The organism is Streptomyces sp. NBC_00080 (assembly GCF_045041255.1).
Classification (GTDB): domain Bacteria; phylum Actinomycetota; class Actinomycetes; order Streptomycetales; family Streptomycetaceae; genus Streptomyces; species Streptomyces coriariae.
Genome location: NZ_CP108235.1, coordinates 9,099,068 through 9,115,217, shown reverse-complemented (window position 1 = coordinate 9,115,217; position 16,150 = coordinate 9,099,068). Strand labels below are relative to the sequence as shown.

The window sequence follows — 16,150 nt, the reverse complement described above, 5'->3', positions numbered from 1 at the left end:
GGCCGTCACTGCGGGGGGTTGCCGTGCTTGCGCGAGGGCAGGTCGGCGTGTTTCGTGCGCAGCATCGCCAGCGCGCGGATCAGCGTCTCACGGGTGCCGGCGGGGTCGATCACGTCGTCCACCAGACCGCGTTCGGCCGCGTAGTAGGGGTGCATCAGCTCCGCCCGGTACTCCTTGACCATCCGCTCCCGCATCGCCTCGGGCTCGTCCGCCTCCGCGATCTGCCGCCGGAAGATGACGTTCGCGGCACCCTCGGCGCCCATCACCGCGATCTCGTTCGTCGGCCAGGCATAGGTGACGTCCGCGCCGATGGACTGCGAGTCCATGACGATGTAGGCGCCCCCGTACGCCTTGCGCAGAATCAAGGAAATGCGCGGCACGGTCGCATTGCAGTACGCGTACAGCAGCTTCGCGCCGTGCCGGATGACTCCGCCGTGCTCCTGGTCGACCCCCGGCAGAAACCCCGGAACGTCCACCAACGTCACCAGCGGGATGTTGAAGGCGTCACACATCTGAACGAACCTGGCGCCCTTCTCGCTCGCCTCGATGTCCAGGACACCCGCCAGGACCCGGGGCTGACTCGCCACGATTCCCACGACCTCGCCGTCCAGCCGAGCCAGCGCACACACGAGGTTGCGGGCCCAGCTCTCGTGGATCTCCAGGAACTCCCCGTCGTCCACGAGGTGACCGATCACCTCGGTCATGTCGTAGGGCTGGCTGCCGTCCGCCGGTACAAGACCCACCAGCTCCTCCGACCGCCGCCCCGGTGGATCCGTCACCGGCCACCGCGGCGCGCACTCGCGGTTGTTCTGCGGCAGCAACGACAGCAGATACCGCACCTCCGCGATGCACGTCTCCTCGTCGTCGTAGGCGAAATGGCACACCCCCGACGTCTCCGCGTGCACGTCCGCCCCGCCCAGACCGTCGCGCGTGACCTCCTCGCCCGTCACCGTCCGCACCACGTCCGGCCCCGTCAGGAACATCTGGGACGTCCCCCGCACCATGAAGACGAAATCGGTCAGCGCCGGGCTGTAGGCGGCGCCTCCCGCGCACGGCCCCAGCACCACCGATATCTGTGGGATGACCCCCGACGCCCGCACATTGCGACGGAAGATTCCGCCGTAACCCGCCAGCGCGACCACACCCTCCTGGATACGCGCACCCGCACCGTCGTTCAACGACACCAGCGGCGCCCCCGCCGCCAGAGCCATGTCCATCACCTTGTGGATCTTCTCCGCGTGCGCCTCGCCCAAGGCACCCCCGAACACACGGAAATCATGCGCGTACACGAAGACCTGCCGGCCCTCGACCGTGCCCCACCCCGTCACCACACCATCCGTGTACGGGCGCCGCGCCTCCAACCCGAACCCGCTCGCCCGATGCCGCCGCAACAACCCCACCTCGACGAAGGACCCTTCGTCCAGCAACAGGCCGACCCGGTCCCGCGCCGACGGTCTCCTGCCGCCACCCGCCCCACCGCTCGGCCCGGCCACCGCCTCCGCACGCACCTCCAGCAACTCCGCCACTGCCACACGGCTACCAGGAACGTTGGAAAACTCATCTACACCGCTCACGGCATATCCCTCCGTCGTAACGAACCCAGCACGCCCGAAACCCCCACCACGACGAACCGCCCACGCGGTTCACACGGCAGGGGTGACAACGCCAGGCCTACCGAGGGCTGCGCGGCCGGCGGCAGCCGGAACTCCCGCTCAGGCCGGGCAGGAACGCCATCACCGCATCCCGAGCGACCTCGCTCCCCATGTCCCCACCCCTTACGGCCGTCGGCGCTCGTGCTGTCCCCCACCGTCCAGCACCCCGCTCGAAACCAAACGGGGCCTCGCTCGAAACCCACTCGCCCCTCCCCGCGCGCACCTCGCCGGACGCTCGCCGAACTCATCTGAAACATTTGCCCCGGCCCACCGCGTCGGTGAGGTGTAGGCCAACGGAAAGGCACCGAGGGGTGGGAATGAGAAGGTCCCGGACATCGTCCCGGACAGATGAGTTCATGGAGTTCGCCACCGGACGCGCCGGGCATCTGCTGCGCTCCGCATGCCTGCTCACCAGTGGAGACATTCACCTCGCCGAGGATCTGGTGCAGGAGACGCTCAGCCGGATGTACACCCTTGGCGGTCGGATGTCCCGGATCGACAACCCTGCGGCGTACGCCCAGACGGTTCTCGTCCGTACCTTCCTGACCCACCGTCGGCGGTACTCCGCGGCCGAGCGCCCGCTGGCGGACCTGCCGGACGCCCCGCCGACCCGGAGCACGGACGACCCGGCTCTGCGGCTCGCGCTGCTTCAGGCCTTGCGGGAACTGCCGCCCAAGGACCGGGCGGTGGTGGTGCTGCGCTACTGGGAGGACCGCAGCGTGGAGGACACCGCCGACGCGATGAACGTGAGTGCCGCGGCCGTACGCACCCGCTCGACCCGGGCGCTGGCGAAACTCCGCGAACGGCTCGGGGGCAGCCTCGCCGAACTGATCACCCCGGCCTGACCACCCGGCCCTGCCTCCCGCCGTTCGTTTCCCCACTGCTGCGAACAACCGGGCCCACGGGGGCCCGTCCCGTTCATCGCTCCGCACTCCCGTCCGCACCAACACAGGAACTGGTGGTTCCGTATGCCCTTCGAAGACGAACTCGGGAAGGTACTCCGCGACACCGCGGGCACCTTCACCGCCGACCGGCGGTCCCTGGCGGAAGGCAGCCTCCTGCGCGGCCGCCGCAGGCTGGCCCGCCGCCGCGCCTCCGTCATGGCCGGGAGCGCGCTGGCCGTCGTTCTGTTGGCGACGGCCGGTGTCCGACTGGGCGGCGGGCAGGACGACGACGGCAAGGTCGGCGGCCTGGCCTCGACGCCGCCACCGGGAGGCGGCTACGGACACTTCGCCGTCACCGCCAAGAACATGGAGAACATCCTCCAGAACGCCATGGACGTCTCCGGGATCGCCGTCACGCACCCCAAGCTGCAGGCAACGGGAAGCTCCGGGGCGAGCCGACCCGCGACGGCCTCGATCGACTTCGGGGACGGCTACGGCGCGGCGAGGGTCACGCTCTCGGTGCGCCGGGTCGACCCGGCCGAGGAGGACCTCAAGGAGCTGATCACCTGCCCGCCCGACGGGGATTCTCCGTACGAGGAGTGCACGACACAACCCGACAACCGGGCCGTGAAGGGGTACACCGAGGCGGGCAAGGCGGGCGGGATCAAGAAGTGGGCGGTCACGATGCTCTCGCCCAGCGGGTACCTCATCGAGGTCGCCACCCACAACGTGGCGTCGACGACCGACGCCGACACGGAACCCGTGACCCGCAACCCCCGCATGAACCCGGGCAAGCTGCGCTACCTGGCGATGTTCGTCGACGGCTCCTTCACCCCCGCCGGGGAACCCAACTCCCTGGGGACGCTGGAGCCGGGCACCATGGCCGAGCCGGGCGACTTCCTGCCCCTGCTCAAGGACCTGCTGCCCGAGCGTCTGCACATCTACTCGGAGGGGGGCACCGGGGTGGAGGGCCATGTCGTCGTGTCCGACTCCGAGAGCAGCAACCGGACCTACATCGAGGTCGGCCGGACCGCCGGCGACAAGGAGGCATGGAACGAGACCCTGGCCGACGGCACCAAGGTGGGCACCCGGCAACTGCCCGGCCGGCAGCCGGGAGTCGTCCAGCTCCGGGTCGACGCACTCCGGGTGAACGGGCTGTGGATCTCCGTCTCCGCCTACAACGCTCCGAGTCCGACCTCCAAGAAGAGCGGCGCCGCCCCCTTGATCACGGCCGAAGAACTCAAGACCATCGCCACCAGCCGGTCCTGGCTGCTCGCCCGGTAGTGCCGACGGCGCGGCGAGACGTCGGACCCACCCCGGGACGGGTGAAGTGCTCGGCAGCCGATCACTCGCCGGGATCACCCGTGCCGGGCGCCGGAACGACCCGCGGTGTCCCCTGCGTCCAGGCGAGCGTGATCCGCATTTCGCTGAACCGCCAGCCCGCCGAGGTCAGCACGGCGGTGCAGGCCGATCGCAGGCCGCTTGTCCGGTGGGGCGGTTCGCCGTCCCGGTAGAAGTACACGAGCTGGTTCGCCGTGGCCTTCGCGCGGTCACCGTCGACTTGTACCAGCACGTCACCGTGCACGTGCTGGGTGTGCTCTCCCTCGACCTGGCTCCGCTTCAGCAGGGCGGTCACTTCGTCGAGGCCGCGCAGCTCGCCGTTCGGCCCACGCACCACGATGTCGTCGTGGTAGACGGTCGCGACGTCGTCATGGCGACATTCGTCCAGCAGATTGGCCAGGCGGGCGAAGAGTTCGGCTATCTCGACACGATCGGCGATCCGGGCGGCAGCGGACACCACGTCTCCTTGTGACGGCGACTCCAACATGGGTGTCACCAACACTACCGACGCAGTGTTGGTGACACCAACACTTATAGAGTGGTCGTCATGGACGAGATCCCCGAGCGCTTGACGGTGAAGCCGAGCTGGCTGATCACCCAGCTCGCCGTGCACGCCCGCCGGCTGGTGTTCGACGGCTTCACCGCCGCCGGGGCGCGCGGGTACCACTACCGCATCCTGGCGGCACTGTACGAGTTCGGGCCCGCGAGCCAGGCCGGGCTCGGCCGCCGGTGCCGCGTCGACCGCAGCGATGTCGTGACGGCCGTCAATAAACTGGTCGAACAGGGATTCGTCGACCGGGCGCCGGACCCGGATCACGGACGGCGCAACAAGGTGACCCTCACCCCGGGCGGCGTCCAGCAGCTGCGGCGCATGGATCAGCTGATGGATCAGGTGCAGGACGACCTGCTGGAACCGCTCTCGGCCGAGGACCGCGAGACGTTGACCCGCCTGCTCGGCCGGGTTCTCGCCCACCACGAATCACCGTGACGGTCCACCAGCCGGTTCGGCACGACTCAGGGCGTCTTCGTCGCGGCCGTCTTCGCGGTTCTGCTCCTGCCCGCCCCCGTGCCGCTCCGTCCGGGTTTGGCGGGCGCTCCCTTCCGGCCGGTGGCCTCCTTGGTGGCCGTGGCCTCCTTGGTGGCCGTGGCCTCCTTGGTGGCCGTGGCCGCCCGCGGCGACGCTGCCCGGGTCGGTGCGGTCGGCCACTTGAACTCGAACTCCAGCTCGATCTCCCCGTCGCCGACCTCGACCTCGATCTCGGTGCGCAGGTCGTCGGGAATCCGCAGACTCAGCATCCCGGGACCGAACTCCAGTTCCACCTCCCCGCCCTCCCTCAGCGCAGCCGCGAGGGCCGTGAGCTGGTCGGCCGCCTCCAGACGTGACAGCGAACGCTTCTGCTCAAACTTGAGGTCCCTCATGAACGCCTCCGATCCGGCATGAACAACACATAACGCCAATTCTGGGGTCATGCACGGCATCGGACATCCGGTGCGACCGCAACCGCGCGCAGGTCAGTCCACCGGGTGACCCGGTTCGATGGTGAGGGCGTCCGCGAGCCTCAGCAGCGGACGGCCGTCGGGCTCGCCCTGCGCACCCGACCGCACCGGGTCCAGGACGAAACCGACATGGTCCCCCGCATCGATCCGCTGCTCGATCCTGCCGACGCACCACGCGGCAGCGTCCGGGAGGACGACGGCACCGCCGTGCCCCTCCGTCCAGCGCGCCCGCGCGAACTTGTCCACCCGGTCGCCGGTCTCGCCCCCGAACAGGTCGGCCAGTGCGAACTGTTCGGGCGTCAGCAGATGCACGGCGAGGAACTCGGCGGCGCAGGCCACCTCATAGGTCCGGTTCACTTTCGACAGCCACACCACGAACCGCACCGGCCGCATGGAGCACTGGGAGGCGAAGCCCACGAGGCAGCCCGCCCGCTCGCCACCCGCCCGGGCCGTCACGACGCACATGTCGGGATTCAGCAGGTCGGTGAACGCGTCGAAGTCCGTCATACCCCTGTCCCTCCACCGGCCGTCCGGGATCCCTGGCGTGGCGCGCTCCGGCCTCGCGCCGGGCGAGACTCTGGTTCCCGTCGGCCATCGGTCTACACGACCGACACCGCACGCTGTGGCTACCACCGTTCGTGTCCCCGGACCGTTCCCTCCCCCGTCAGGACCATCGCGGCTGCTCGAAAGGCCACAGGAGTCTTCCCCGTCGGCTGCCCCGCAGCCCTTGAGGCGGGTTGCCCGGCCGGTCCACGCTGATCGGTACGACGCCGACGAGACACCCCGGAACACGGGGACGTGTCACGTGACCGGCACCTGAAGAGGGAAACACACGGACAGACGGACATGGTGCGCAGAGCAGAACAGGACCCGGCGTCCGCCTATGCCGGACAGCAGCCTGCCCGGCGTTCGACGGCGTCCGCGGCGCCCGGCGTGGCAGCTCGTGTCTGGGCCGACCTTTCCGGCCGTGGGCTCGCCACCCGAGCCGGCGCGGACACCATCGCCGCGCTGCAACAGAGCGCGGGCAACGCGGCACTGAGCCGGACGGTCGGCGCCGTGAACAGCACGCGGAGCAGCGGCCCGACCGACTCCGCCCGCCATGTCGTCCAGCGGATCGGCACCGTCCCCGGCGGCAGCTACCCGGCACACCGCGAGGAGGGCGACAGGGGCCCGCACTTCATGGAGCAGGAGCAGGACGCCCGGGTGGTGGCCGGCAGCGGTGCCACCCTGGGCCCTCCTGGCGTCCCCGAGCGCATCCGCTTCCCCGCCCGTGAGGTCAAACCCGCCGAAGCGGGGCTGCGCGTCGCGAACGACGGCACGCTCGCCGTGCTCGACAAGGACGAACCGAAGGAGTTCTACGCCGTCCAGCAGGTCGTCGACAACGCCAACGCCTCCCTGGACGCTGCGGGCAGCATCGTGCGGCTCGCGCTCCAGGGCAGGAGCGTCACCGTCGGCGGTCGGCGGCTCACCCGGGTACAACCGGTGCTCGCGCAGCAGGCGCAGCAGTCCGCGAGCGAGGAGTTCGTCTCGCTGGTGCGCAGCACCTGCATCACGGTGGCCTGCAAACTGATGGGCTCCAGCCGGGACAAGACGAGCCGGGTGGTGCTCGGTGGCGACAACGAAGGCTTCGACATCACCCCCGGCTCCGACAGCGATCCACGGATCAGCAGTCTCGCCGGACAGATCGCCTCCTCACCCGACGGCGGCCTGGACGTGCCCGGGGCGGTCGACGCGGCCGGGGCCAGGGACCGGGCGGCGCCCGACAACGGACGGGTGTACGGCGAAGCCGTCAGGAACGGCGGACGCGACGGGACCGCCGCCCGGCTGGGTGTCAATCAGCACGCGGCGCCCGGCGTCGGCGAGGGGTTCGCGATCTTCAGCATGGCCGCCGAGGACGAGCGCGACCACTCCGTGCAGCCGCCGGCGACCCGGGGCGAGAACGTCTGGGGGTATCACTTCGCGGCCGTGGTCGCCTCCTCTCTGGACGGCAGCTGCCGGGTGACGCTGGAGAACTACGCGCGCAACGACTTCGACAGGGTGGCACGCGAGGAGCTGTACGACACGCTGTACCAGCGGGCGAAGAAGGCCGGCGGCTGGTTCAGCACCGTCAGCGCGCTGAACCAGAACGACGACCAGCAGGCGTTCAAGAAGAAGTTCGACGACGTGATGCGCGTGCTGTGCACGGACCCGGGCATCAAGGACATCCAGGGGCTCCCACGGCGCAGGCTTCAGGAGGACTTCGAGGATCACACCGGTCGTGCCTGGTTCTTCCGCGTCTACGGCGGCGGCCCGGGCGAGAGTTTCCACGAACAGCAGTCCGCCTCCGGCTACTTCAACAACCCGCTCACCGTGCGGGTCGCCAGACCCTGACGGGCCGACGGGCCGACGGGGGCGGGCCGGACAGGGACTTGGCGGACGCGGGCCGGTCGGCGGCGGAACGCGCCGGAGTCAGCGACCGGCACGGTGACCGGATTCGGCACGGACTCCGTACGCGCGTCCTACGGTGTCCGGGTGAATGACGTGAGCTTCGACGCATACTGTTCCGAAATCAGCTCCCGGACCGACGAGTTGCGCGCCGCCGTGCGGTGCGCCGAGGCGGACCCGGCGGGTGCTCCCGTTCCCACCTGTCCCGGTTGGTCCCTCACCCACCTCGCCCGGCACGTCGGCGGTACCCACCGCTGGGCGGCGCGGATCGTCCGCACCCGGGCCACCGGGCCGGTGCCCCACGACCTGGTCGACGACGTCTTCTCGGCCGGCCCCGAGACCCCGGCCGCCCTGGATGCCTGGCTCGCCGACGGCGCCGCGGAGCTGACCGGCGCTCTGCTCGACGCCGGTCCCGACGCCCCGGTGTGGACGGTCGCCCCGAGCGGCACCGCGCGCTTCTGGGCCCGGCGGATGACCCACGAGACGACCCTGCACGCCGCCGACGCCGCCTTCGTCACGGACGCCCCCTTCGCCGTACGCGAGGACCTGGCCCGGGACGCCCTGGACGAGTGGATGGGCTTCGGTTCGCTGCCCCGGGTCCTGGAGGCCGCCGGCCCGGACGCCCCGCCGCTCACCGGCCCGGGCCGCACACTGCACCTGCACGCGACCGACGTCCGTCAGGCCGAATGGCTGGTGGACCTCACGGGTGAGCCGATCACCTGGAGCCACGCCCACGAGAAGTCCGCGGTGGCGGTACGCGGCCCGCTCACCGACCTGGTGCTGCTCCTGTACGGGCGCCGCACCCCCGCCGACCCGTCCGTCGAGGTGTACGGGGACGCCGACCTGCTGACCCTGTGGGTGGAACGATCCGGCTTCTGGCTCCGCAAATAGGTCCCCTTCGTTCCCTTACGTCGCCGGGTTGCTTCACGTGCCTACGTCACCGGCCCACTTCACCGGGGGACTCGTCGGTGTCGCGGCCCCCGGCCAGCCGCAGTGTCACCAGGGCCGCCGGTCCCGCCAGGATGCCGAAGGTGAGGGCGGCCGGGATGCCGGTGCCGAGCTTCGAGAACAGGTACACGGGGCCCCACACGTCGACGGTGTCGTCGATCGCCATGTGCAGTACCTGGCTCGCCAGCAGTCCCCACACCGTTGCGCAGATCGCGCCCACCGCCATCGCGGGGACCGTGGTCCGGGTCAGCAGGCCGGGCAGCAGCCGCAGCGCCCACCACACCACGACCAGCACGAGCGCGTCGGCGGCTCGGTACAGCAGCCAGTCGCCGAGCGGTCCGGTCGCCGGGTCCGTCCACGCGCCGAGCAGCAGCCACTGACGCAGCAGGTCGCCGGGCTCGGACAGCAGGCCTCCGCCGCCGAAGGACGTCTGGATCCAGGCCGCGACCGACTGGTACGAGAGGATCACCACCGACAGCGCGACCACCGCGGTCCCGACACTCGCGGCCAGGCGGGCGGCGCGCGGCGGCACACTCTGCCGGGGCTGCGGCTCCGCGTCCTTGGCGGTGATACGCGCGACGAGCACCGTGGCCAGGGCGGTCAACAGCCCCACGAACACCGTGACCGGCCCGCTCGACGCGATCGCGCCCGCCAGCTGGGGCAGGAACCGGTAGCTGCCGTGGCCACGGGACACGATCAGCCACGGCGCGGAGACCGTCAACGCCAGCGTCGCGGCCACGGGAGCCCAGGCCCACACCGCGAGCAGCGTGGCGGGCGTGCGGCCCTGCGTCGGCGGAATTCTGTGGACCAGGAGCAGCGCGCCGGCCACGAAGAACACGAAGACCGCCACGAACCTGATCTGCAGGGCGGTGCTGTAGAGATCGCTGTACCGGGTGCCTCCGGTCGAGGCCGCGTCCCCGCCCGCGGCGCCGTCCGACAGCGACCCCGTCGGCGGGTCGTACGACCAGGGTGCGAGCCATCGCCGGAGTTCGGTCACGGACTCGACGTCGAAGACGCTGCTGGTGCCGCGCAGGTGGAGTGCCTGCTCGCTCGCCCCCGCCCACCACAGCAACAACGTGATCAGCAGACCGCCGACCAGTGCCGGTATCACCGCGCGCCGATATGTCATGGTGCCTTCCCCCGTCTTGATCCTCTGTCGATGACTGTTTCAACCAGCCGAAGAGTAGGGGGTGATGATCAGTTGCCTACGGCGGCCACCCTGAGTCGGCGCGGGACCGGGGCGGCCGGAGGGGCGAGTCCGGTCAGTGTCCGGCTGACAGTTCGCCGCTGAGCTTTCCGTGGAGGTGAGCGCTGGGTCCGTTCAGGCCGGTGATCTCCACGGTCTTGCCGCGCTGGGCGTACCTGGTCTCGACGGTGTCCAGGGCGGCGACGGAGGAGGCGTCCCAGATGTGGGCGTCGGACAGGTCGATGACGACCCGGTCGGGGTCGGTGGCGTAGTCGAACCGGCCGACGAGGTCGTTGGAGGAGGCGAAGAACAGTTCGCCGGTCACGCGGTAGACGACGGTGGTGCGGTCGGGATCCGTGACGGCGGTGACCTCGGCGAGGTGGGCGACGCGCTTGGCGAAGACGACCATGGCGGTGATCGAGCCGACGACGACGCCGATGGCGAGGTTGTGGGTGGCGACCACGCAGGCGACGGTGATCACCATGACGGCGATCTCCCCGGCGGGCATCCGCTTGAGTGTCTTCGGGGCGACGGAGTGCCAGTCGAACGTCGCGAACGACACCATGACCATCACGGCGACCAGGGCAGCCATCGGGATGTCGGAGACGATCGGCCCGAACGCGATGCACAACACCATCAGGAACGCGCCGGCCAGGAACGTGGACAGGCGGGTCCGGGCGCCGGACACCTTCACGTTGATCATCGTCTGGCCGATCATGGCGCAACCGCCCATGCCGCCGAAGAAGCCGGTGACGATGTTGGCGATGCCCTGGCCGATGGACTCACGGGTCTTCGAGGAGTGGGTTTCGGTGATGTCGTCGACCAGCTTGGCCGTCATCAGCGACTCCATCAGGCCGACCAGCGCCATCGCGAAGGCGTACGGCGCGATCGTCGTCAGCGTGTCCATGGTGAACGGCACATCCGGCAGGCCCGGCACCGGCAGCGAGGACGGCAGTTCGCCCTTGTCGCCCACCGTCGGCACAGCGATCCCGGCGGCCACCGTGACGACGGTCAGGATGGCGATCGACACCAGCGGTGCCGGGACGACGGTGGTGACCTTCGGGAAGAACACCATCAGCGCCAGCCCGGCGGCGATCAGCGGGTAGACCGGCCAGGGCACGTCGCTCATCTCCGGCACCTGCGCCATGAAGATGAGGATGGCGAGGGAGTTGACGAAGCCGACCATCACCGAGCGGGGCACGAACCGCATCAGCTTCGCCACGCCGAGCGCGCCCAGGATCACCTGGAAGACACCGGCCAGGATGACCGCGGCGACGAGGTGGCCGAAGCCGTGCTCGCGGTTGAGGGGCGCGATGACGAGGGCGACGGCGCCGGTGGCGGCGGAGATCATCGCCCGTCGGCCGCCGACGACGGCGATGGTGACGGCCATGGTGAAGGAGGCGAACAGTCCGATCGCGGGGTCGACCCCGGCGATGACCGAGAAGGAGATCGCCTCGGGGATCAGCGCGAGTGCCACGACCAGGCCGCCCAGCACCTCGGTGCGCCAGACCTTCGGGTCACGTATCCAGTCGGGCTTGAGGCCGTTGAGCCGCGCGGCGGGGGACAGTACGGAGGAGGACAACGAAACGGCTACCTGTCGTGCTCGGGCACCTCCCTGGGGGCAGGGCGCGCGGAGGACGGCGCGGAGGCCGGGCGGGCTCCGCGGTCGGCCCGCTGGGGGCCGGAAGCCGAACAGCAGCGCCGACGGGCACGCTCGAGTACGCGTCGGGACTCTGGTCGGGCGGGATTCTGATCAGGGGCGAAGGGTCAGGGGCGAAGGACGACGGGCCAAGGGTGACGGGCGAAGGTCACGGCGGACAGACGACGGCGCCGGACGCCATGGACTCGCGCACGCGTCTCTCCCGCAGGACTCGGATTCTTCGCCGGGGGCGGCATCGGCCCCGACACGGCAGCGGCCGGACGTGGAGATCCGCACCGCACACGAGTGGGGGCGGCGTCAGCCCGACCCTCACCGACGGCAACTCTACCCTAACGTTAGAGTAGGGATCGGCGGGCCGGACGCGACAGGGACACGGCCCCGCCGACGACGAGAAGGGCCGGGTCGAGGACGTGGACGCCAAGCGCATGCAGATCGGCGAGGTCGCCGCGACGACCGAGTTGTCGCTACGCACCATCAGGCACTACGACGAGACCGGCCTCGTCGCCCCCTCTGCCCGCTCCCGGGGCGGCTTCCGCCTCTACACCGAAGCCGACGTCGCCCGCCTGATGGTCATCCGCCGCATGAAGCCGCTCGGCTTCACCCTGGACGAGATGCGCTCGCTGCTGGAGGCCACCGACCGCCTCGACGCCGGCGAGGAGCTGCGGCCCGAAGAGCGGGAGGAACTGCTGCAGCGGGTGCGCGGCTTCGAGGAGGCCGCGCAGCAGCGCGTGCTCACCCTGCGCACCCAGCTGGAGCGCGCCGAGGACTTCGCCGCGACGCTGCGCGGTCGGCTTCACGACGCCGGCCGTCGGGACACCGCCACCGCGAGCCGACACGACGCGTGACCGGCCCGCCGGGCACCCGCGTGAAGGGTGGACGGCATGCGGGTAGGTGGTGACCCTGTGTGGGATGCGGCCGGGCGTTGCATAGGTTTGACGGATGCGAGATGGTTGCCGGACGGCAATCTTTTCCATCGGCAGAGAGGTGGTGGGGCACGCGCGATGCGTTCCCCCGCTTGTGACTTCTTCTCCAGGTACCTCTGGCAGTTCACGCGTGGGCGTCGGCACCGCGTGGAGTGACGCTCCCTACCCCGTGCTCGTCGTCGACCGCGGCGGGGACGTCGTCGAGGCGAACGAGGCCGCGCGCGGCCTGCTCTTCGATCGCGGGAAGAGTGGCGCGGCGCAAGGCCTGCCGCACTGGCTCGCGGAGGCCCATGGCCGCCTGCGGACGACCGGAACACCGTGGGGTGCCGTCTCGGGTGCCGTGGCCGGCCGCACGTTCGTGGCGCACCCCTCGCACACCGAGGGCGGGGACGTGGTGTGGTGGCTGGTGGAGAACACCGATCTCCGCCTGGCCGAGCAGGCGTTGCACAGTGAACGAGAGCGGGCCGCACTGCTCGCGGAGATCTCCGGTGCGCTGTCGTCGTCGCTGAATGTGGACCGGTGCACGGAGGTGACGGCACGGATGGCCGCTGATCATCTCGCCGACGCGGCGGTCATCGTCGCTCCCGCTCAAGGCCGCCGCCATTCGCTGACGTATGCGCAGGTGGGCGGTGAAGTCACCCAGGTCATGGTGCCGATCGACGCGGGGTCGGTTCCCGGACTGGCAGAAGCGCTCCGGGGATTCCCACCGGTTCCCACACGGTGGCTCGACCCGGACGACCTCCCTGGCTGGGTGGTCCCACCGGGCTTCGACCGGCCGATCGGGTCGGTGATCGTCACTCCGCTGCCCGGGCACGGGATGCCGGCCGGGGTGCTGATTCTGCTGCGGTCCAGCACACACCGGGCGTTCACGGACGGCGAGGAGGTCTTCGCCCGGCTGTTCGCCGCGCGGGCGGGAGCCGCCCTGTCAGCTGCGCGCCTGTACGCCGAGCAGGCGTCGATCACGGCCACGCTGCTGCGGGAGTTGCTGCCGCCGCGGCTGGAGCGGGTGCACGGTGTCGAATACGCCGGGGCCTACCGGGCGTCGCAGGACCATGAGCGTGTCGGCGGCGACTTCTACGATGTCCACCCCGGCGCGGACCTCACCGACGAAACGTTCGTCATCCTGGGAGACGTGGCCGGCAAGGGCCTGGAGGCCGCAGTCCTGACCGGGAAGATCCGCAGCGTGCTGCATGCGCTGCTGCCTCTGTCCCGTGACCACCAGCAGGTGCTCAGCCTGCTCAACGGCGCACTGCTCAACTCCCACCACACCCGGTTCGCGACCCTGGTGCTGGCCTCCGTGCGACGGAACTCGGAGCAGGTACGGCTGCGGCTGACCAGCGCCGGGCACCTGCCGCCGCTGATCGTCCGCCGCGACGGCCGGGTGGAGGAGGCCGACACCAGCGGCACGCTCGTGGGCGCGCTTCCCGACGTCCGGATGCGCAGCGCCGACGTGGTGCTGGCACCCGGGGAGACCTGTCTGCTGTACACGGACGGGATCACGGAAGCCCGCGGTGGCCCGCTGGGCGATCAGCTCTACGGCGAGGCGAGGCTGCGGGACGCCCTGCGCGAGTGTGCGCGGATGCCTGCGGAGGCGGTGGTCGAGCGCGTACAGATGCTGGCCGCGCAGTGGTTGGAGAGTGACCGCCATGACGACATGGCCACGCTCGCGATCACCAACCCTGTCGGCGGCCACGGCAGGCCGGAGGTCGCGAACGGGCCCGAGGGCCACTACCCGCACCCGAGGGAGCTGTGATGACGGGCCCCGGAGCCGACACGACCCTGCGGGGACTGTCGGATCGGCTGTGGACCGCGGTGATCGGCCGGGACGAGCCCGCCGCGCTGCGACTGGTGGCTGCCGCGGCCGACGCGGGAGCCGACGCCGAGACGCGTGAGGCACTGCTCTTGGACGTCGTCGCCGGCGTGCAGCACCGCGTCGGCAGGGAGTGGGCGGCCAACCGCATCAGCGTGGCCGAGGAGCACGCGGCCAGCGCGATCACCGACCGGGTCATCGCCACCCTGGCCGAGCACCCGGTGCCCCCGCCCGGCCGGCCCGGACGGGGGCGGGTCACAGTGGCCTGCGTGGACGGCGAATGGCATGCCCTTCCCGCCCGGTTCCTGGCCGAACTCCTCACCCTGCGCGGCTGGCGGGTGGACTTCCTCGGCGCCCGCACACCCACCCCGCAACTGATCGCGCACCTGCACCGGACCAACCCCGCCGCCGTGCTGCTGTCGGCCTCGATCCCCACCCACCTGCCCACCGCGCACCATGCGGTCACCGCCGTGCAGTCCCTCGGCATCCCCGTCATGGTCGGCGGCGCCGCCTTCGCCGCGGACGGCCGCTACGCCCGTCTCATCCAGGCCGACGCCTGGGCCCCCGACGCTCGCGCCGCCGCGGACCTCCTGGCTCAGGGCCTGACCGGGCACCGGGCGCGGCAGCGGCAGCAGATCGACGACCTGCCCCATCTCGCCGATCAGGAATACACCTTCATCAGGCAGAGCCGCACCGGCCTGGTCCGGCAGTCGCTGGCCGCCATGGAGGACCGCTGGCCGGCCATGCGGTCCTACACCCCGGCGCAGCGCGAGCGGACCGCCGAGGACCTCGCCCACATCGTGGACTTCCTGGCCACCGCCCTCTACGTCGACGACGCCGCCCTGTTCACGGCGTTCACCACCTGGACAGCGGACATCCTCACCGCCCGCCGGGTGCCCGTCGGCAGCCTGCGCCTGGGGCTGGCCATCCTGGCCGATCAGCTGCACGACTACCCCCGCGCCCTCGGCTTCCTCAAGACCGCGACCGACACCCTGCCCACGATGCCCACCGACTCCGACCCGGGAATCACCGCATGAACTCCACCCCCTGTCCGTCGGCGGAGTTCACCCTGACCGTCCAGGCCGCCGAGGCGCACACGCTGCGTGTGGCGATCCACGGATACCTCGACCACGACACCAGTGACGAGTTCACTCCCACCCTGGACAAGTTGCTGGACGCGCACGCCGAACAGCACGGCCCGGCCCTGCGCCACCTGCGTCTGGACTGGACGGATCTCACCGCCTTCGACTCCAGCGGCCTGTCCGCCCTGCTCGCCCTGCGCCGCCGCACCCACCCGGCCGGCATCACCCTGCATCTGCACCACCAGCCGACCTGCTTCACCCGCCTGCTCGAAGTCACCGGCGTCATGGGCCACTTGACGCAGCACGCGCACGGAGCGGGCTCTCCCGAGGCTGCGATCCCCTGAACGGCGAGCGGCCCGCACCCATCAGAGGGGGCGGGCCGCTCGTGTCAGTGGCCGGATCCGTGCCGGCCGCCCAGTTGGTCGCGGTGGCGCGGATCGCCCAGGTAGGTGTCGGCGTCGAAGACGGGTGCCGACTTGACCTGTGCCTTCGTCCGGGCCAGCTGCACGATGCGGGCGTCGTGATCGATGCCCAGGACCTCGCCCGACGGGATCACCACGTCCTTGCCGAGGACCCACAGGCCGGTGTGCACCACCAGGAAGCGCGGGCCGAGGTCCCTGGAGTACTTGCTGACCTTGCCGACGTGACCGTCCGTGGCGTCGACCTGGTATCCGGTCAGGTCGTCGTCCGGGGTGTGGCCGGCGGTCGGCACGTGGTGTGCGCGGTATTGGCTCACGATGTCC

16 protein-coding genes are annotated in these 16,150 nt (G+C 70.8%); 9 read left to right on the top strand and 7 right to left on the bottom strand.

Annotation, left to right across the window (positions count from 1 at the left end):
• Nucleotides 1-5: 5 nt before the first annotated feature.
• Nucleotides 6-1,574, bottom strand: coding sequence for an acyl-CoA carboxylase subunit beta (locus OHU34_RS40745; RefSeq protein WP_142268465.1), 1,569 nt, complete (start codon nt 1,572-1,574; stop codon nt 6-8).
• A 395-nt stretch (nt 1,575-1,969) separates the two neighbouring features.
• On the opposite strand from OHU34_RS40745, the gene OHU34_RS40740 reads away from it, so the two are divergent.
• The gene (locus OHU34_RS40740) at nt 1,970-2,497 is read left to right on the top strand and encodes a SigE family RNA polymerase sigma factor (RefSeq protein ID WP_142268466.1); all 528 of its coding nucleotides are present in this window, start codon (nt 1,970-1,972) and stop codon (nt 2,495-2,497) included.
• 123 nt (nt 2,498-2,620) lie between these two features.
• On the top strand, nt 2,621-3,820 hold the full coding sequence (locus OHU34_RS40735) for a hypothetical protein (protein WP_405771349.1): 1,200 nt from the start codon (nt 2,621-2,623) through the stop codon (nt 3,818-3,820).
• A gap of 61 nt (nt 3,821-3,881) precedes the next feature.
• Here OHU34_RS40735 and OHU34_RS40730 read toward each other — a convergent pair whose 3' ends face one another.
• Nucleotides 3,882-4,334: a nuclear transport factor 2 family protein gene (locus OHU34_RS40730; protein ID WP_142268468.1), complete on the bottom strand. Its 453-nt coding sequence runs from the start codon at nt 4,332-4,334 to the stop codon at nt 3,882-3,884.
• Nucleotides 4,335-4,424: 90 nt separating this feature from the next.
• On the opposite strand from OHU34_RS40730, the gene OHU34_RS40725 reads away from it, so the two are divergent.
• A complete protein-coding gene (locus OHU34_RS40725) occupies nt 4,425-4,865 on the top strand; it encodes a MarR family winged helix-turn-helix transcriptional regulator (RefSeq protein ID WP_142268469.1) in 441 nt (146 codons plus the stop codon).
• 26 nt (nt 4,866-4,891) lie between these two features.
• On the opposite strand, the gene OHU34_RS40720 is transcribed toward OHU34_RS40725, so the two are convergent.
• Entirely contained in the window at nt 4,892-5,296 is a 405-nt protein-coding gene (locus OHU34_RS40720) for an amphi-Trp domain-containing protein (RefSeq protein ID WP_405771344.1), read from the bottom strand.
• Between the two features lie 93 nt (nt 5,297-5,389).
• Nucleotides 5,390-5,881 (bottom strand): flavin reductase family protein, encoded by a 492-nt coding sequence (locus OHU34_RS40715; protein ID WP_142268471.1) that lies wholly within the window; start codon nt 5,879-5,881, stop codon nt 5,390-5,392.
• A 339-nt stretch (nt 5,882-6,220) separates the two neighbouring features.
• Between OHU34_RS40715 and OHU34_RS40710 the strand changes: the two genes are divergently transcribed.
• Nucleotides 6,221-7,744, top strand: a complete 1,524-nt coding sequence (locus OHU34_RS40710) for a hypothetical protein (protein WP_405771341.1) — start codon at nt 6,221-6,223, stop codon at nt 7,742-7,744.
• 150 nt (nt 7,745-7,894) lie between these two features.
• Nucleotides 7,895-8,689, top strand: coding sequence for a maleylpyruvate isomerase family mycothiol-dependent enzyme (locus OHU34_RS40705; protein ID WP_405771339.1), 795 nt, complete (start codon nt 7,895-7,897; stop codon nt 8,687-8,689).
• A 46-nt stretch (nt 8,690-8,735) separates the two neighbouring features.
• On the opposite strand, the gene OHU34_RS40700 is transcribed toward OHU34_RS40705, so the two are convergent.
• Both OHU34_RS40700 and OHU34_RS40695 read right to left on the bottom strand, forming a co-directional pair.
• Entirely contained in the window at nt 8,736-9,875 is a 1,140-nt protein-coding gene (locus OHU34_RS40700; protein WP_405771336.1) for a hypothetical protein, read from the bottom strand.
• Between the two features lie 133 nt (nt 9,876-10,008).
• On the bottom strand, nt 10,009-11,499 hold the full coding sequence (locus tag OHU34_RS40695; RefSeq protein ID WP_142269857.1) for a SulP family inorganic anion transporter: 1,491 nt from the start codon (nt 11,497-11,499) through the stop codon (nt 10,009-10,011).
• Nucleotides 11,500-12,017: 518 nt separating this feature from the next.
• Here OHU34_RS40695 and OHU34_RS40690 point away from each other — a divergent pair.
• The 4 genes from OHU34_RS40690 to OHU34_RS40675 all read left to right on the top strand — a co-directional run bounded on the left by OHU34_RS40690 (nt 12,018) and on the right by OHU34_RS40675 (nt 15,751).
• Nucleotides 12,018-12,437 (top strand): MerR family transcriptional regulator, encoded by a 420-nt coding sequence (locus OHU34_RS40690; protein WP_200840071.1) that lies wholly within the window; start codon nt 12,018-12,020, stop codon nt 12,435-12,437.
• 208 nt (nt 12,438-12,645) lie between these two features.
• Nucleotides 12,646-14,268: a PP2C family protein-serine/threonine phosphatase gene (locus OHU34_RS40685; RefSeq protein WP_405771333.1), complete on the top strand. Its 1,623-nt coding sequence runs from the start codon at nt 12,646-12,648 to the stop codon at nt 14,266-14,268.
• The gene (locus OHU34_RS40680) at nt 14,268-15,362 is read left to right on the top strand and encodes a B12-binding domain-containing protein (RefSeq protein ID WP_405771330.1); all 1,095 of its coding nucleotides are present in this window, start codon (nt 14,268-14,270) and stop codon (nt 15,360-15,362) included. The genes OHU34_RS40685 and OHU34_RS40680 overlap by 1 nt, the downstream gene beginning before the upstream one ends.
• The gene (locus OHU34_RS40675) at nt 15,359-15,751 is read left to right on the top strand and encodes an STAS domain-containing protein (RefSeq protein WP_142268478.1); all 393 of its coding nucleotides are present in this window, start codon (nt 15,359-15,361) and stop codon (nt 15,749-15,751) included. Before OHU34_RS40680 ends, OHU34_RS40675 begins: the two co-directional genes overlap by 4 nt.
• Nucleotides 15,752-15,795: 44 nt before the next feature.
• Here the strand turns inward: OHU34_RS40675 and OHU34_RS40670 are convergent, their stop codons facing one another.
• Nucleotides 15,796-16,143: a PRC-barrel domain containing protein gene (locus OHU34_RS40670; protein WP_230196047.1), complete on the bottom strand. Its 348-nt coding sequence runs from the start codon at nt 16,141-16,143 to the stop codon at nt 15,796-15,798.
• Between the last annotated feature and the right edge of the window lie 7 nt (nt 16,144-16,150).